The 15,671-nt window shown below is 55.7% G+C and carries 14 protein-coding genes; 6 read left to right on the plus strand and 8 right to left on the minus strand.

The window, feature by feature from the left end; all coding sequences use genetic code 11:
- Nucleotides 1-39: 39 nt before the first annotated feature.
- The 8 genes from RCCS2_RS15380 to pyrH form a co-directional block, all read right to left on the minus strand.
- Entirely contained in the window at nucleotides 40-561 is a 522-nt protein-coding gene (locus tag RCCS2_RS15380; RefSeq protein WP_008235905.1) for an OmpH family outer membrane protein, read from the minus strand.
- Nucleotides 561-2,867 (minus strand): outer membrane protein assembly factor BamA, encoded by a 2,307-nt coding sequence (bamA, locus tag RCCS2_RS15385; protein WP_008235907.1) that lies wholly within the window; start codon nucleotides 2,865-2,867, stop codon nucleotides 561-563. The genes RCCS2_RS15380 and bamA overlap by 1 nt, the downstream gene beginning before the upstream one ends.
- Nucleotides 2,868-2,971: 104 nt before the next feature.
- The gene (gene rseP / locus RCCS2_RS15390; protein ID WP_037294326.1) at nucleotides 2,972-4,306 is read right to left on the minus strand and encodes an RIP metalloprotease RseP; all 1,335 of its coding nucleotides are present in this window, start codon (nucleotides 4,304-4,306) and stop codon (nucleotides 2,972-2,974) included.
- Between the two features lie 4 nt (nucleotides 4,307-4,310).
- Nucleotides 4,311-5,480: a 1-deoxy-D-xylulose-5-phosphate reductoisomerase gene (gene dxr, locus RCCS2_RS15395; protein ID WP_008235910.1), complete on the minus strand. Its 1,170-nt coding sequence runs from the start codon at nucleotides 5,478-5,480 to the stop codon at nucleotides 4,311-4,313.
- The gene (locus RCCS2_RS15400) at nucleotides 5,477-6,280 is read right to left on the minus strand and encodes a phosphatidate cytidylyltransferase (RefSeq protein WP_008235912.1); all 804 of its coding nucleotides are present in this window, start codon (nucleotides 6,278-6,280) and stop codon (nucleotides 5,477-5,479) included. The genes dxr and RCCS2_RS15400 overlap by 4 nt, the downstream gene beginning before the upstream one ends.
- Before the next feature lie 2 nt (nucleotides 6,281-6,282).
- On the minus strand, nucleotides 6,283-7,008 hold the full coding sequence (uppS, locus tag RCCS2_RS15405) for a polyprenyl diphosphate synthase (protein WP_008235918.1): 726 nt from the start codon (nucleotides 7,006-7,008) through the stop codon (nucleotides 6,283-6,285).
- Between the two features lie 21 nt (nucleotides 7,009-7,029).
- Nucleotides 7,030-7,593, minus strand: coding sequence for a ribosome recycling factor (gene frr, locus RCCS2_RS15410; protein WP_008235920.1), 564 nt, complete (start codon nucleotides 7,591-7,593; stop codon nucleotides 7,030-7,032).
- Nucleotides 7,594-7,758: 165 nt separating this feature from the next.
- The gene (gene pyrH, locus RCCS2_RS15415) at nucleotides 7,759-8,484 is read right to left on the minus strand and encodes a UMP kinase (protein ID WP_008235921.1); all 726 of its coding nucleotides are present in this window, start codon (nucleotides 8,482-8,484) and stop codon (nucleotides 7,759-7,761) included.
- Nucleotides 8,485-8,678: 194 nt separating this feature from the next.
- Between pyrH and RCCS2_RS15420 the strand changes: the two genes are divergently transcribed.
- The 6 genes from RCCS2_RS15420 to RCCS2_RS15445 all read left to right on the plus strand — a co-directional run bounded on the left by RCCS2_RS15420 (nucleotide 8,679) and on the right by RCCS2_RS15445 (nucleotide 15,668).
- A complete protein-coding gene (locus RCCS2_RS15420; protein WP_008235922.1) occupies nucleotides 8,679-9,299 on the plus strand; it encodes a hypothetical protein in 621 nt (206 codons plus the stop codon).
- A gap of 30 nt (nucleotides 9,300-9,329) precedes the next feature.
- Nucleotides 9,330-10,265, plus strand: a complete 936-nt coding sequence (gene miaA / locus RCCS2_RS15425) for a tRNA (adenosine(37)-N6)-dimethylallyltransferase MiaA (RefSeq protein ID WP_008235923.1) — start codon at nucleotides 9,330-9,332, stop codon at nucleotides 10,263-10,265.
- Between the two features lie 59 nt (nucleotides 10,266-10,324).
- A complete protein-coding gene (locus RCCS2_RS15430; RefSeq protein ID WP_156788581.1) occupies nucleotides 10,325-11,134 on the plus strand; it encodes a helix-turn-helix domain-containing protein in 810 nt (269 codons plus the stop codon).
- 236 nt (nucleotides 11,135-11,370) lie between these two features.
- A complete protein-coding gene (locus RCCS2_RS15435) occupies nucleotides 11,371-13,029 on the plus strand; it encodes an ABC transporter substrate-binding protein (protein ID WP_008235925.1) in 1,659 nt (552 codons plus the stop codon).
- A gap of 131 nt (nucleotides 13,030-13,160) precedes the next feature.
- Nucleotides 13,161-14,207, plus strand: a complete 1,047-nt coding sequence (locus tag RCCS2_RS15440; protein ID WP_008235926.1) for an ABC transporter permease — start codon at nucleotides 13,161-13,163, stop codon at nucleotides 14,205-14,207.
- A 15-nt stretch (nucleotides 14,208-14,222) separates the two neighbouring features.
- Nucleotides 14,223-15,668, plus strand: coding sequence for an ABC transporter permease (locus RCCS2_RS15445; protein WP_008235927.1), 1,446 nt, complete (start codon nucleotides 14,223-14,225; stop codon nucleotides 15,666-15,668).
- Nucleotides 15,669-15,671 lie beyond the last annotated feature (3 nt).

Here is a 15,671-nt window from a genome sequence, read left to right on the forward strand (position 1 = left end):
ACATGACTAACAAGCCCCGCCAAAAGCGGCAAGCATGCGCTAACGTGTGCCGTCACCTAGTTCAGCATCAATGCGCACGATGGCGTCGTCAGTGATGTTGGCCGCGCGGATCGAAAGCACCACATTACGCTGCTCTAAAACCAGCGCTGCATTACGTTCCAACATGATATTGGCAACAATCCCTTGCACTTGTTGTTCAAACTGCGAACGGGCTTCTGCGCTGGCCACCTGCAGTTCTACATTCTTGGCATCACGAACGCGGCGGACCTCTTGCACCTTTCTATCAAAGGCATCCGCCTCTTCGCGGAACGCATCCAGCGCCATATCGGGACGGCGCACTGTCAGGCTGCGTTCTTCTAGCGTCAGGGATTCAACGATGCGGTCATTTTCGGCCTGTAATTCAGCAGCTTGCTGTGCAAGCTCTGACGCCAAGCGCTGCCCATAGAGTGTTTCGACAAAAAGCCGTTCACTATCAATGATCAGAACCGGCGGCGACGTTTGTTGGGCTGACGCCGGCAGCGCCAGAATCAACCAAACAAGGATCGCATGCAAGAACGCCATCAGAAGCTCGTTGAGATTGTCACATCAAAACTGCGCGTTTCATCACGATCCTGCACGTCAAGCGGTTCGGTAAAGTTGAACCGCAGCGGACCGATGGGTGTTGTCCAGAAAATCGACAGACCCGCGACAGAACGCGCGGTAAAATCATTCAGGATCACGTCCTGACCAAAGGTTTCGCCCACGTCCCAGACAGAACCGACATCAATGAATGCACCGCCAGAGATACCGTATTCGCTGGGCAGGCCCAAGGGGAACTCGGTCTCAAGCCGCAGTACCGAAAACGCATTGCCGCCAAGAGCGTCGTCCGTGGCGTTATCGCGCGGGCCAATCCCGCCCGCCTCAAACCCGCGCATCAGGCGACTGCCAAGAAAGAAGCGATCCGTCACGCGGCTGTTGCCATCCTGATAGCTGAGCAAACCCGCCTCCAAGGTGGCGCGCAAAGTCACTTCCTCGTTAAGGATACTGGTTTCTGCGCCAGCTAGGGCTGTTGTCTTGATGAACTGCGTATCGCCAAATCCAAATTCTTGGCCGAAACGCAACACGATCCCGACATCGGGGTTCAACCCGGTGCGGCGGTTGTCGTAGCTATAGGTATAGCCAAGGGCATTGGTCCAAACGCCGCCCGCCTCGGCCTCTTGCCGGATCACCTCGCTGGCGGATGAGGAAACATCGGACAAGTCGTTGTATTCCAATGCGTAAAACAATGAAAGTCGCCCCAACTCACTCACCGGAAAGCTCATCGCGGGGCTGATCCGCAAGGTTTCGGTGTCGTAGAGCGCATTTTCATTGTCAGTTGTGCTATACGCCAAGTTAATCGAACCGCGCAGATCACGGCCCAGCAACTGCGGTTCTGTGAAACGAAAGCTAAAGCGCCGGTTTGATTCCGCGGTTGAAATGTCAAAGTCCAATGCCTGACCACGGCCCTGAAAATTGCTTTGCTGATAAGCCGCCACCAAGCTTACGCCGGTATCGGTGTTGAAATTCGCACCAAAAGTCAAAGTACCGGTCGGACCTTCGACCACGTCCACATCAACAATACGTTGGTTAGCTGTTGTTCCAGGGCGTGTGCCGACATTCACATCTTGGAAAAACCCAAGCGCACGAATGCGGCGGGAACTTTCCCTGATCTCGCGGGGGTTAAGCGGATCACCTTCCACAGACCGGAACTGGTTGCGGATCACACGGTCAAGGGTGGTGCCGTTGCCTTCGATATCAATACGCTCGATAAAGACCCGCTCGCCCGGGACGAGCACGTAATTCACGTTCAGGCTTAGATCGCGGGGGTTGCGCGTAATCCGTGCTTCTGCCTCGACGAAACGGATACCGCGCTGTGCAGCCAAACGTTCGATCCGGGTGACATCATTATCGACGGATACGGGCGAATATGTTGCCCCCGTTCGCAGGCGCACGGCCTCTTCAAATTGGGTCGGATCGACGCCACTGATCTCACTTGTGACCGTCGTGCTGGCAATCGAATACGGCTGCCCTTCACGCAGATTATACGTCACCAGATAAGCATCACGTTCACGCGTCAGTGACACATCGACGTTCTGGATCACGAAATCAATAAAACCACGCGAGCGATAAAAATCAGTCAGCACTTCCCGGTCCTGCGCCACACGCTCTGGCGAGAACGTATCGCGACCCACCAAGGCACGGAAGATACCCGCCTCTTTGGTTTCCAGCACGCGACGCAAGCGCCCTTCGGAATAAGTGCGGTTTCCGATAAACGTGATGCGTTCAATTTCGGTAACCGCAGATTCGACGACTTCAAAAACAAGATCGACGCGGTTTTCAGACTGCGGAATAATCCGTGGTGTGACGGTCGCGTTGATCCGGCCTTGCCGTGCATAGGCTTCTGTAATCGCGGCGGTATCAGCCTCGGCCTGCGCGGGCGTGAAAACCCGGCGGGGCTGTGATTGCACAAGGGACAACAATTCTGCATCGCGCAGACGTCTGTTGCCTTCGATGTTGATGCGGTTGATGGTCGGATATTCAACTACCCGGATCAGCAATGTGCGCCCTTGTGGCACCAGATCGACGCTTTCAAACAAACCGGATTCGCGAATGTTCTGCCCTGCGGCATTCAACGCGGCGGTTGATAACCCGGCACCGGGCTGCAACCCGCCAAATGTCAGGATCGTCCTATCGGCGACACGCTGATTGCCTTCGACGTTAAAGGTATTGAACGCGAAATTCTGCGCGTTTGCAGCACCTGCCGCCAAAACCACAATGCACAGCGCCATCCAAATCGACCGCACGCTTGCACCAAACTGCGCGAAATTGCGCCCCACACCTGTCTTCATTTTGACCGCCCGTGTTTATACCACCGTTGCGCATTTGAGTATCGGCAATGCGCGGGGATGTCAAAAAGACTGACGGTCTATTTTACCCTAGCGTCAATCTTATTTTACGGGCATAGAATTGTGTCATTCAGGATCGTGAACATCATCAACGACAGGATCAAAGACAGGCCCACAAACATAAAGACCTGCACCGCCCGGTCGCTAGGTTTGCGCCGCGTGACCGCCTCGTAGGCATAAAAGACAAGGTGACCACCATCCAAAACGGGAATCGGAAACAAATTTATCAGTCCAACCGCAGCCGATAACGCGCCGATAAACCAGATAAAGCTTTGCGCGCCCTGCTCTGCCATCGACCCGCTGGTTTCCGCGATCCCGACAGGTCCTGACAGGTTACAGGTTGAAATCTGACCGAACAAAATATGCTGCATCGCTGACAATGATGTGGTGACCGTATTCCACAGCCCTTCTGCACCCAGCCGGGTCGCCTCTACCACACCGACGCTGACTGTTTCTTCGTCAAAAAAGATTGTGCCGGTGATCCCAATCAACCAACGGGTTTCAAAGCCACCCTCCGGCGTTGGCAGATCAACGCGGCGCGGCGCGATTGTCTTGGTCAGCGTTTCACCATCGCGCCAGATTTCAAATTCCAGCGGCGCACCATCTGCGGCCAGAACAACCTCTTGCACCTGCGTGAACGCAAAAATGGTGTCCCCGTTGATCGCGGTGATCACATCATTGATCTTGATATCAGCATCATCCGCGGCCGACCGTGGACTGACACTCGCAACAGCCGCCGGGAAATAATACGGGCCCTTAATTGTCAGTTCGTCACCATCGCGCAGCACGGTGTAGTCCAGCCGCTCTTGCAGCGGCACGAAATCTGACATTTGCCCTTCGCGGTCAGGATCGTTGAACAGCACCCCTTCGACGGCAACCATGACGTCCCCCTGGCGCAGATCAGATGCATAGCTGGCAGGCAATGGTCGCGGCTCACCAAAGGTAAGTGGTTCTGCCGACCGGCCCTGATACATGATCGAGCCTGCAAAGATCGCAATCGCCAGAACAAAGTTAAAAACCGGGCCTGCGGCAACTGTTGCCGTCCGCGCCCAAAGTGGCGCACCCATCATTGTGCGGCGCATATCTACCTCGGACACGGCACCATCACTGCCGACACTGGCCGCGTTCGCATCGCCCATGAACTTGACGTAGCCACCCAAAGGCAGTGCTGCGATCTGCCATTTGGTGCCGCGCTTATCCATGCGGCTGTAGATCACGGGCCCAAAACCAAGCGAAAACACATCCGCGTGGATGCCGCACCAACGCCCGACGATGTAATGCCCATATTCATGAATCGCCACGATCACCGACAGCGCGACCACAAAGGCCACGATCATAAAGGCGAAATTGCCGAACATCGGCACAAACTGCATCAGATCCAAAGCGTTATCCCAATTGGCTAAAGGTTTCGGCGGCGTAAATGCGCGCCACCCTGTCTGTCTCTAATACGGTATCTAGGGTGATCTGCGCGTTTTGCAGCCCACCTTGTGATGACATTTTGTCGAGCGTCCTAGAAACCACCCGCGACATATCCAAGAACCCGATGTCACCGGCGATAAACCCATCCAATGCGCGTTCTTTGGCGGCATTAAACACGGCACCCGATAAACCGCCCTCTTCCATAACCCGTTTGGCGATGCCAAGGGCGGGATAGCGCGCGTTGTCAGGCGCTTCAAATGTCAGGCGCCCGATCTTGGCCAGATCAAGCCGTTCGACAGGCAGCGTCTTGCGTTCTGGCCAATGCAGCGCATACCCGATCGCATGACGCATATCAGGCGGGCCGACATGCGCCATCAAGGCACCATCGTTAAAGCCCACCATCGCGTGGATCAGGCTTTCGCGATGCACAAGCACCTCGATCATATCAGGCGGAACGTTGAAAAACTCTTTTGTTTCAATTAGTTCCATGGCCTTGTTGAACATCGACGCGCTATCAATCGTGATCCGCTGCCCCATATCCCAGTTGGGATGGCTTGATGCCTCGGCCAAGGTTGCGGTCGCCAGTTTTTCAATAGGCCAATCGCGGAACGCACCACCGCTAGCGGTAATGATGACGCGTTCAACCGCGGCCATATGTTCGCCCACAAGGGCCTGAAACACCGCCGAATGTTCACTATCGACCGGCAATACCGTCGCGCCATGCGCTTTGGCGCGGCCCAACAAAAGCGGGCCTGCGGTCACAAGCGATTCCTTGTTGGCCAATGCAAGCGTCGTGCCGTGCGACAAAGCCTCTAACCCCGGCACCAGCCCGGCCGCGCCGACAATCGCTGACAAGGCCCAATCCACCGGACGCGCAGCCGCCTGTGCAATCGCATCCGGCCCAGCGGCAACCTCTACATCCGTATCAGCGAGCAAGTCTTTCAGATCGTTGTAACATTCAGGATAGCAGGTCACAGCCAAATCGGCATTCAACCGGCGCGCATCAGCGGCCAGTTGCGCCAGGTTACGCCCCCCCGTCAGTGCCACGACATCATAGGCGTCATGGTCCCGCGCCACCAGATCAAGCGCACTTTGCCCGACAGACCCTGTCGCCCCGAAAACCGTGATCCGTCTCACCAAACGACCCCGGGCACATCAGCGATATCAGCGACAATAATTAGGAAAAGCGACGCCCCCAACAGTGCGTCAAACCGATCAAACAACCCACCATGGCCAGGGATCAGGGTTGAGCTGTCTTTGACACCCATGCGCCGTTTCAACGCGCTTTCTGCGATATCACCCATCTGGCCAGCAAAGCTAAGCACCATAGAAATCAGGATGATCCAGACACCGGCGTTTGTGAAAAGTGTGAACACAAAACCAACCAAAGCGGCGCCAACCCAGCCGGCAACTGTGCCGCTCCAGGTTTTTTTGGGGCTGATCTTGGGCCAGAACTTTGGACCACCAAAGGCCTTGCCAGCGAAATACCCAAAGATATCGGTCACAATCACAACAGACATCAGCCACAACAGCCAAAAGAACCCGAAATCCATGCGAAAATGCACCAAGCCCCAGCCGGCCAGCTGAATGCCCAGAGCGAAGATAAAGAACGTCTTTATCTCTGTTTTAAGTTGCGTCACCCCAATCACTGGCACGATCAAGAACAACAGCAACCCCAAGGCAGAGTCTTCGGCCAATTGCCCCGACATGACTGATGCCACCAACGCGGCAAGAAGCATGCCTTTGGTTGGTTCGTCGGGGCGGATCATCATCCACAATTCCCAGACCATCACTGCGGTGACGAAAACCACCATCATCTGAAACCAGACGCCACCAAGGATCACGCCGATTGCACCCACAAACACCATGGCAGCGCTTGAGATCAGGCGCACCGTCAGGTCGTCCCATTTTGCAGGTGGTGGTACGGGGGTATTCATCGTCAGGCTCGCACTGCTCCGAAACGACGTTCGCGCGTGCCATAGCTTTTCAGCACTTTTGCAAACTCCGCCGCCGTAAAGTCAGGCCAGAGCGTGTCAACGAATTCGTACTCGGCATAGGCTGATTGCCATAACAGAAAGTTGGAAATACGCGCTTCGCCACTTGTGCGGATCACCAAATCGGGGTCAGGCAGCACATGGGTATCAAGGAAACCGGCAAGAGTTTCGGCATCAACATCTTCATGGGTCAAACGCCCCTGTTCAACCTCATAGGCCAGACGTTTGGCCGCGCGCGTCACCTCATCCCGACCACCATAGTTCAGGGCAACGGTCAGGTGAACGCGGTCATTATCGGCGGTGCGCAACTCCAACTCGTCCATCAGCGACACCAGTTTATCATCAAGACGGATACGATCACCGATAAAGCGCACACAAACACCGCTTTCATGCAGCTCTTTCGCTTCACGCTCTAGATAACGCCGGAACAGCGCCATTAGTCCGGCAACTTCACTTTGGGTGCGCTTCCAGTTTTCGGTCGAAAAGGCAAAGATCGTCAGATACTTCACACCCAATTCGGGGCATGCTGTCAGCACATCGCGAACGCGCCGTGCGCCGGCATGATGGCCAAACAGGCGCGGACGTCCGCGTTGTTGGGCCCAACGTCCATTGCCGTCCATAATAATGGCAACGTGGCCCGGTGTGGTCTTGGCGTCTGCGTCTTTGGGCATGGGTGCCCTTTCCTGCTTGGCTTAGACCTGCATGATCTCTGCTTGTTTGCTCTCAATCGTTTCGTCAACGATTTTGATATGGGCGTCGGTCACTTCCTGTACCGTGCTTTCCCAGAACTTTTGGTCATCCTCGGACAGACCGTCGGTCTTGGCCTTCTTGATCTTGTCCATCCCGTCGCGACGCAGATTGCGGATCGAGACACGCGCGCTTTCACCATATTGCCCTGCAACTTTGGTCAATTCGCGGCGGCGTTCCTCGTTCAGTTCCGGGATCGGCAGCATGATGATCGTACCGTTGAGTTGAGGATTGATCCCTAACCCGCTTTCACGAATAGCTTTTTCAACTTTTCCGACCAGACCTTTGTCCCAGACATTGATCGTGACCATCCGCGGCTCTGGCACGTTGACGGTGCCAACCTGGTTGATGGGCGTCATGGATCCATAGGCATCCACCATCACCGGTTCCAGCATGGACCCAGATGCGCGGCCGGTTCGCAAAGACGCAAGTTCAACCCGCAGGTTTGCAATAGCGCCTTCCATGCGGCGGGTCAGATCATCGGTATCAAGTTCAAAATCGTCAGACATATTCTCTTTGCTCTTCCTCACCGCGATGAACCACGGTTTTCCCCGTTTTAGGCCATAGGGTTAACAATGTATAGTCGGGCAAATCTTAATGAGTCATGCAGATAATATGCAGAAACGCATTGCTGGGCTATAAGCGCCAGTATCGCAGCTGACGTGCCCTGATGTTCAGTCTTTCACGATTGTATACGTGCCCTCACCCGCCAAGATGCCTTGGAAACCACCCGGTTCATCCAGTGAAAAGACGATAATCGGCAGATCATTGTCGCGGGCCAATGCGATGGCGCTGGCATCCATCACACCCAGATGCTTTTGCAGGACCTCATCATAAGACACCGTGTCATACCGCACGGCATCGGCATGTTTGGCGGGGTCTTTGTCGTAGACACCGTCAACCTTGGTGCCTTTAAAGATCGCTTCGCAGTTCATTTCACTGGCACGCAGCGTGGCGGCGGTATCGGTCGTGAAATACGGGTTGCCGGTGCCTGCTGCAAAGATACAAACCCGCTTTTTCTCAAGGTGACGTACGGCGCGGCGACGGATATAGGGTTCAGCCACTTCGTTCATTGTGATGGCTGAAATAACACGGGTATGAATACCCAGTTCTTCCAAGGCCGACTGTACGGCCAATGCGTTCATCACCGTGGCCAGCATGCCCATATAATCGGCAGTTGTTCGCTCCATCCCTTGGGCAGAGCCTTGCAAGCCGCGAAAGATGTTGCCGCCGCCGATCACCATGCAAATCTCAACCCCAAGATCGTGGACCGATTTCACTTCGCGGGCGACACGTTGCACTGTCGGCGGGTGCAAACCGAATGAGGTGTCCCCCATCAGCGCCTCCCCCGAGATTTTGAGCATGACACGTTTATATGCTGTTTTCTCAGTCGCGCTCATGGCCCACCCTTTTGTATATATGAATTACGGCGCAATCTGTCTCAAATTGGTAATAGTTTCAATGCCACAATCGCCACAAACGGTCGGTTCGGCGTTGACCAGTACGAATGCCGCGCCCTATGGTCGCCGCAGCAGATTAACGAATTTTTAACCATTGCGCATCGCGCGCCAGATACCAGACCGAAGGAACGACCATGAATCGCGTGACAAAGACATCTCTTCTTCTAATTGGCACTATTGGCCTGGCCGGATGTGACGGCGCGTCCGAGGCTTTCGAATTTGACCCAACCTTCAATTCCTTTGCAGAGATTAATGCAGCCCTTGCACCTGATGTTTCAGCGGCCGCAGAAAAAGACGGCACGTTGACCAGCTTTGCCAACAGCAACATCTCTGACAGCGATGACTTTGACACGTTGACCACCGGATCCGTGACCTACAATGGCGCGATCATCGCAGAACAGACCAGTGATGCGGGCACGTTGATTGGGCAACTGCAAATCACCGCCGACCTAGACACAAATGCCCTTGATGGCATCGCAGGCAACTTCTTTCACAGCGAAGATGGCGAAGTCGGCGGTCGGATGTTCGGCAGTTCAACGTTCACACAGGATGTCGGCAGCGACGGCGACCACTTTGAAATGCAGCTATCAGGTAACCTGGAGCAAGGTGGAACCGCGTTTGATGCAACTGTCGATCTGACTGGTAATTTCTTTAATGATGGCGATTCCGTTGGTCAGGTTGCCGGTGATGCCGATTTCGAATTCGCCGGAGGTGGGCCAGAGTATGAACAAGGTGCCTTCCAAGGGTCGCGCTAAAACAACAGCGCGCCCACCCAGCCACCGGCGATGACCGGCAATGCGAAACCCCATGCGGCGGCGCACCTGCCGATCACACCTGACCGCCCGGTATTAATCGCCGGGCCAACGGCCAGCGGAAAATCGGCACTTGCGCTGCATATCGCACAGACCCAAGGCGGGGTGATTATCAACGCTGATGCGCTACAGGTCTTTGATGGCTGGCGCATTTTGACCGCCCGCCCTGATGACGCGGATCTGGCCATTGCGCGGCACGCGCTTTACGGGCATGTGCCGTTTGATGCTGACTACTCTGTCGGGCACTGGCTGCGCGACGTCACGCCCTACCTTGATGGCCAGCGACGGCCAATCATCGTGGGTGGCACCGGCTTGAACTTCAACGCCCTCACCCAAGGCTTGGCCGATATTCCGCCAACGCCAGACAGCATTCGCGCGTCGGCCAACGCCCTTAGCCTGTCAGAACTCCTTGCCGCTTTGGATGCGGACACGGCCAGTCGCATTGACCGGCAAAATCGCATGCGGGTCCAGCGCGCATGGGAGGTGCTGAAAACAACCGGGAAAAGCCTGGCTGCATGGCAGGACGACACCCCGCCGCCGTTGCTATCGACCACCGACGCGGCCTGCATCACCCTTGATGCACCCAAAGACTGGCTGAATGACAGGATCGCGCGTCGCTTTGACGTTATGCTGGACCACGGCGCGCTGGACGAAGCCCGCGCCATGCTGCCGCACTGGAACCCCAACCATCAGTCTTCAAAAGCAATCGGCGCACCCGAACTGATCGCCCATCTGCAAGGTGACATGACGCTCGCGGACGCACGCGACGCGGCCATCATCGCCTCGCGCCAATATGCCAAACGCCAGCGCACCTGGTTTCGGGCCCGGCAGAAGGATTGGCATCATATCCCTGCCGATTGCCCTGACTTATCTGCAACACTGCGATTCGCGGATTTGCCAGAGGCTTGATCTCAAACGGGTTTTTGCACAGGCTTGCTAAAAATCAACATTGAGGCAAGTTGATGAATATGATGACACCACAAGAACCAGCCCTTGCGCTGGCAACTGTCAGCTATTGCGGACCAGCCGCGCGATGGCGTACCGAGGCCATGCGCAGCCATGCAACCGGGCGGCTGATCCATATCACCAAAGGTCAAGGTCGGATCACCGTCGCCGGGCTGACCAATGGTTATGGGCCCAACAACCTGATCTATATTCCGCCCCACACGATGTTCGGCATCGAGGTCGGACCAACGGTTTTTGGCCAAACACTCACCTTGCCGGATGTGACCGGCTGGCCCGATACACCGTTTCACTTGCGGCTGCTGGACGTTGATCCACAAAAAGAACTGGTTACACTGATCGAGGCAATCGAACGCGAGCTTCAACCCAATGGTGATTTGCGCGCGGCGAATTGTCACTTCGGACTGCTGAGTATCTTCGTTGAACGGCAGTTGGGCAACCGTGATCCAGCCCAAGCCGATGCACGGCGTCAGACAGCCGCCGCACGACTGGTCGCAAAGTACACCGGCATGATTGCCAAAGATGTCAGGTCCGATCGCAGCGTTGCCAGCTATGCGACCGCTTTGGGTGTCACACCAACGCATTTGACGCGCAGCTGTCGCAAGACCTGTGGGCGTTCGGCCCTGTCTTTATTGAACGATCGGGTATATTTTGAGGCGTGCACCCTGCTGCGCGACACACAGATCCCTATTCAGGATATCGCCCTTCGTCTTGGCTTTGGTTCACCGGCTTACTTTACGCGTAGTTTTCAAGAAAAGTCGGGTCAGGCACCACGGGATTTTCGGCGCAAAAGTGCAAGTTTAACGCGGTCGTGATACGCCTTGAGTGCTGCGCCGCAGCATCAAAGCGCTTTGAATGTGACACGCGCCGATGTCGCTTTTTGGCGATCTTCATGTCGCAATTGTCATACGAATTGTGAAACGTCCGGTTGACCTCTGTCTAAAAATTGTGCCGAATGGCCCGCGGACAGGGGATGGTCTTGCACGTTAACGAACGATTGGCAGTGTTCACCCCTTTGCAACAACTAGTAATGTGTCACAGGGAGAAACGAATGACGCACTCACAAAAACCAATCCATCCGGCAGCGTTGATGTATGCTGAGGAAGCGAAAGCGGGCAAAATTGACCGCCGCGAATTCCTCGCACGCTCAACCGCGCTTGGTGTGACAGCGACCGTAGCCTATGGGCTGATCGGTGCTGCACAACCAGCACACGCCGCTGGGCACGCACAGCAAGGCGGCACAATCCGCATGCAGATGGAAGTGCGCGCACTGAAAGATCCACGCACCTATGACTGGACGCAGATTGCGTTCTTTTCGCATGGTTGGCTGGAATATCTTGTTGAATATAACAATGACGGTTCCTTCACACCCATGCTGCTATCCAGCTGGGACGTGAACGACGACGCGACAGTGTACACATTGAACGTCCGTCCGGGCGTGAAATGGAACAATGGCGACGACTTTACCGCTGCTGATGTGGCCCGCAATATTGAAGGCTGGTGTGACAAAAACATGGAAGGCAATTCCATGGCTGGCCGTTTCGCGATCCTGATCGACGACGCCACCGGCATGGCCGTCGAAGGCGGGATCGAAGTTGTTGACGACCTGACAGTCCGCCTGAACCTGCCGGGTTCCGACATCTCGCTGATTGCGGGTATGGCAGATTATCCTGCGGCCATCGTGCCTGCTGACTTTGATGCAGATAATATGACCGGCAATCCTGTTGGCACCGGCCCTTACCTGCCTGAAAGCCTTGAAGTGGGCGTTAAAGGTGTGCTGGTTCGTAACGAAGGGTTTGAGTGGTGGGGCTATGCCGAAAACCGCGGCGCCTTCCTCGACCGGATCGAATATATCGACTACGGCACAGACCCATCCGCTTGGGTGGCTGCTGCGGCGGCTGACGAAGTTGATATGTTCTATGAAACTGTTGGCGACTTTGTTGAAGTTGTGGAAAGCATCGGTTGGGAACGCTCTGAAATCGCATCGGCGGCCACAATTGCCATCCGTCCAAACCAACAGGCGGAAGTTGATGGTATGCAGCCATACGCCGACAAGCGCGTGCGCCAGGCCATTGCGATGGCCGTTGATAACGCTGTCTGTCTTGAACTGGGGTATTCCAATCTTGGTTCTGTTGCGCGTAACCAACACGTGGGCCCAATGCACCCTGCATGGGCAGATGTGCCGGGCATGCCATACGATCCAGAAGGCGCGCTTGCCCTGCTGACAGAGGCGGGCATGCAAGACTTTGAAATGGAAATCGTGTCGATTGACGATGACTGGCGCAAGAACACAACTGACGCTGTTGCCGCACAGTTGCGTGATGCGGGCTTTAACGTCAAGCGGACCATCATTCCCGGTTCGACCTTCTGGAACGACTGGACGAAGTATCCGTTCTCTTCCACCAACTGGAACCACCGTCCGCTGGACACCCAAATTCTGGGTCTGGCGTATCGGTCTGGCGAAGCTTGGAACGAAAGCGGCTTTTCAAATGCAGAGTTTGACGCGCTGCTGGCCGAAGCCAACTCAATCGCGGATGCAGATGCACGCCGCGAGGTGATGGCAAAGCTGCAAGCGATCATGACCGACGAAGGTGTGACGATCCAGCCATACTGGCGTTCGCTTTACCGCCACGCCAAGCCGGGCATCGTCGGCTGGGATATGCACATCGCATACTTGCCGCAGATGTATAAGGTCGCGCTCGCCGCCTAATCTGACACAACAAAGGGCCGCCCCGCTTGGGCGGCCCTTTTACTGCCGATGTGGACCACCGGAAAACCGGGGCCGCAATGTAAGTTTATAGTCAGGCAATGTCCTGACGCTGCTCACCAACAGGGGCCTTTATGGGACTGTTTATTTTGCGCCGCCTTGGGGTCATGCTCCTCACGGCACTTTGCCTGACATTTATCGTGTTTTGGCTGACGAACCTTGCACCGAACCTTGAAAAACTTGCCAAAACCCAAGGCAACGCCCGCATGTCGGACGAAGCTGTGGTCAGCTGGCTGGGAAACCGTGGTTATAGCCAAGCCTTGCCGATCAAATACGGCCAATGGCTCGGTGTTCTACCCGGTTATGTGATTGAAGGCACGGATGGCGAGGTCCGCGCACGTTGCGCAGAACCGGGTCAACCGATTGAAGAGGCATCCAGCTTTTGCGGCATTCTGCAAGGGGATTGGGGCTATTCCACGGTCTTTAAGGACGAGGTTGGCAGCATCATCGCCACCCGATTGGGCCTGACCGGCAAACTGATGTTCTGGGTTATGATGGTGATGGTCCCCGGCGCATTGATTATCGGCGTGCTGGCCGGCATGCGCGAAGGCTCCCGGACTGACCGCAGCCTGTCCACCGTGTCCATCGTATCCACCGCGACGCCCGAATACGTATCCGGTGTTGTCTTCATCTCGGTCTTCGCGACCGCGACCTTTGGCATGCAATGGTTCAAAGGCACGGCAACTGGTGCGATGGATGATGCAACGTTTGAGAATTTCTTTCTACCCGTCATCACCATCGCCCTTTACGGCATGGGGTATATCGCGCGGATGACGCGCGCCTCAATGACCGAGGTGATGACCGCGCAATACATCCGCACAGCCCGCCTGAAAGGTGTCAGCTTTCCCAAGATCGTCATGAAGCACGCCCTGCGCAACGCGCTGATTGCCCCGTTTACGGTGATCATGTTGCAGTTCCCGTGGCTGTTGAACGGTGTCGTCATCGTTGAGACCCTGTTCAACTACAAGGGCTTTGGCTGGGTGCTGGTGCAGGCCGCCGGCAATAACGACATCGAGCTTTTGCTGGGTGTTTCCATCGTTTCCGTCTTCGTGGTCCTTGTGACACAGCTGATATCCGACATCGGCTATGTGTTCCTGAACCCACGCATTCGCATTTCTTAAAGGGAGGCTGAACCTATGGAAGCTCTCACATGGACAGGCAGCCTCGGCACCATCCTCAATCCTGCGCTTATGGTACTGCTGGCCCTGCTGGCCGTCGCAATCGTGGCGCAACTTATTCTGGGGTTCTTCGCCCCGGCGCAAACATTGCAATCAAACCCTGACGGGACGATTGCAGCAACCACCGGGCCTTTGGGGCTGGCGGAAACAGGTGTGAAATACACCTTCTTTGGCGTGCTGGCGATTGTCATCGCCTATATCGTCGTTCCGCAGGTCATGCCCTATGGATCAGCCGGGATCGTCGGCGAAATCTCAAAACGGTTCCTGCCGGTCTGGATTTCGCTGATCGCGCTGTTTGCTGTTTCAATCATCTACAAACGCAAGCTGGGTCTTTACGGTAAACTGTTTGACAGCACTGTCGGCATGATCGGCTTTGGGCTGGTGATGTTTTGGGTGTTCACCGCATTCTTTGTCGCCGTTTTCGACATGATCGCGACGCATGATTATCTTACTGTTGTGTCCGGCCTCAAAAACAAAGGCCCCGGCGTGCCGGTTCCCGAAGGCACGGCAGGCTTGATCCCGCATTATCTGCTGGGTGGCGACAACCTTGCGCGTGATATCTTTAGCCGCGTTGTGCGCGGATCGGTCTTTGTGATTGCGATTGCGCCATTGGCCACGATCTTTGCCTTTATGGTGGGCATCACGCTGGGCCTGCCTGCGGGTTTTTATGGCGGTAAGCTGGATACGTTCCTGTCTTTTGTCGCGAACCTGATCCTCGCCTTTCCGGTCATCCTGCTGTTCTACCTGCTGGTCACGCCAGAGATTGTGGAAACAGGTATCCCGTCCTACATGGCTGCGTTCCTGTTCATCTTTCCGCTGATCTTCTTCGGTGTGCTGCTGAACTCACGCTACTATACGCAACCGGCCAAACGCACAGCGATCTTGGTGCCGGTGTTGGGTATTTTGGGCTGGCTCTATCTGTCGGTCATCAACCAAAGAGGCACGGTCATCGACTTTCTGCCCGCATGGATGGATTTGTTCGATATCTCGATCCTTGTGGTCTTCGTCTCGGTCGTCTTCGTCAACGCGCCGACCGTCTTTCGTATCGTGCGCGGCCTGACGCTGGATTTGCGCACCCGCGACTATGTTGCCGCCGCCCAAACCCGTGGCGAAGGCGCGTGGTACATCATGCTGTGGGAAATCCTGCCCAACGCACGCGGCCCGCTGATCGTCGATTTTTGCCTGCGCATTGGCTATACGACCATCTTGCTGGGCACCTTGGGCTTCTTCGGTCTGGGCCTTTCGTCAGAAAGCCCTGACTGGGGGTCAACCATCAACGAGGGCCGCAAGCTGTTGTTGATTTTCGCACACCCTGCCCTGCCACCAGCCGCTGCCTTGTTGAGCCTTGTCTTGGGTCTCAACCTGCTGGCCGATGGCCTGCGTGAAGAAAGCTTGAAGGATTAATTC

It is taken from the genome of Roseobacter sp. CCS2, from assembly GCF_000169435.1.
Lineage (GTDB): Bacteria > Pseudomonadota > Alphaproteobacteria > Rhodobacterales > Rhodobacteraceae > Yoonia.

Excerpts from the sequence above, each read along its gene's own strand:
- RCCS2_RS15380 (WP_008235905.1), bottom strand. The coding sequence starts at position 561 with ATGGCGTTCTTGCATGCGATCCTTGTTTGGTTGATTCTGGCGCTGCCG.
- bamA (WP_008235907.1), bottom strand. The coding sequence starts at position 2,867 with ATGAAGACAGGTGTGGGGCGCAATTTCGCGCAGTTTGGTGCAAGCGTG.
- RCCS2_RS15400 (WP_008235912.1), bottom strand. The coding sequence starts at position 6,280 with ATGAATACCCCCGTACCACCACCTGCAAAATGGGACGACCTGACGGTG.
- uppS (WP_008235918.1), bottom strand. The coding sequence starts at position 7,008 with ATGCCCAAAGACGCAGACGCCAAGACCACACCGGGCCACGTTGCCATT.
- frr (WP_008235920.1), bottom strand. The coding sequence starts at position 7,593 with ATGTCTGACGATTTTGAACTTGATACCGATGATCTGACCCGCCGCATG.
- pyrH (WP_008235921.1), bottom strand. The coding sequence starts at position 8,484 with ATGAGCGCGACTGAGAAAACAGCATATAAACGTGTCATGCTCAAAATC.
- RCCS2_RS15420 (WP_008235922.1), top strand. The coding sequence starts at position 8,679 with ATGAATCGCGTGACAAAGACATCTCTTCTTCTAATTGGCACTATTGGC.
- miaA (WP_008235923.1), top strand. The coding sequence starts at position 9,330 with ATGACCGGCAATGCGAAACCCCATGCGGCGGCGCACCTGCCGATCACA.
- RCCS2_RS15430 (WP_156788581.1), top strand. The coding sequence starts at position 10,325 with ATGATGACACCACAAGAACCAGCCCTTGCGCTGGCAACTGTCAGCTAT.
- RCCS2_RS15435 (WP_008235925.1), top strand. The coding sequence starts at position 11,371 with ATGACGCACTCACAAAAACCAATCCATCCGGCAGCGTTGATGTATGCT.
- RCCS2_RS15440 (WP_008235926.1), top strand. The coding sequence starts at position 13,161 with ATGGGACTGTTTATTTTGCGCCGCCTTGGGGTCATGCTCCTCACGGCA.
- RCCS2_RS15445 (WP_008235927.1), top strand. The coding sequence starts at position 14,223 with ATGGAAGCTCTCACATGGACAGGCAGCCTCGGCACCATCCTCAATCCT.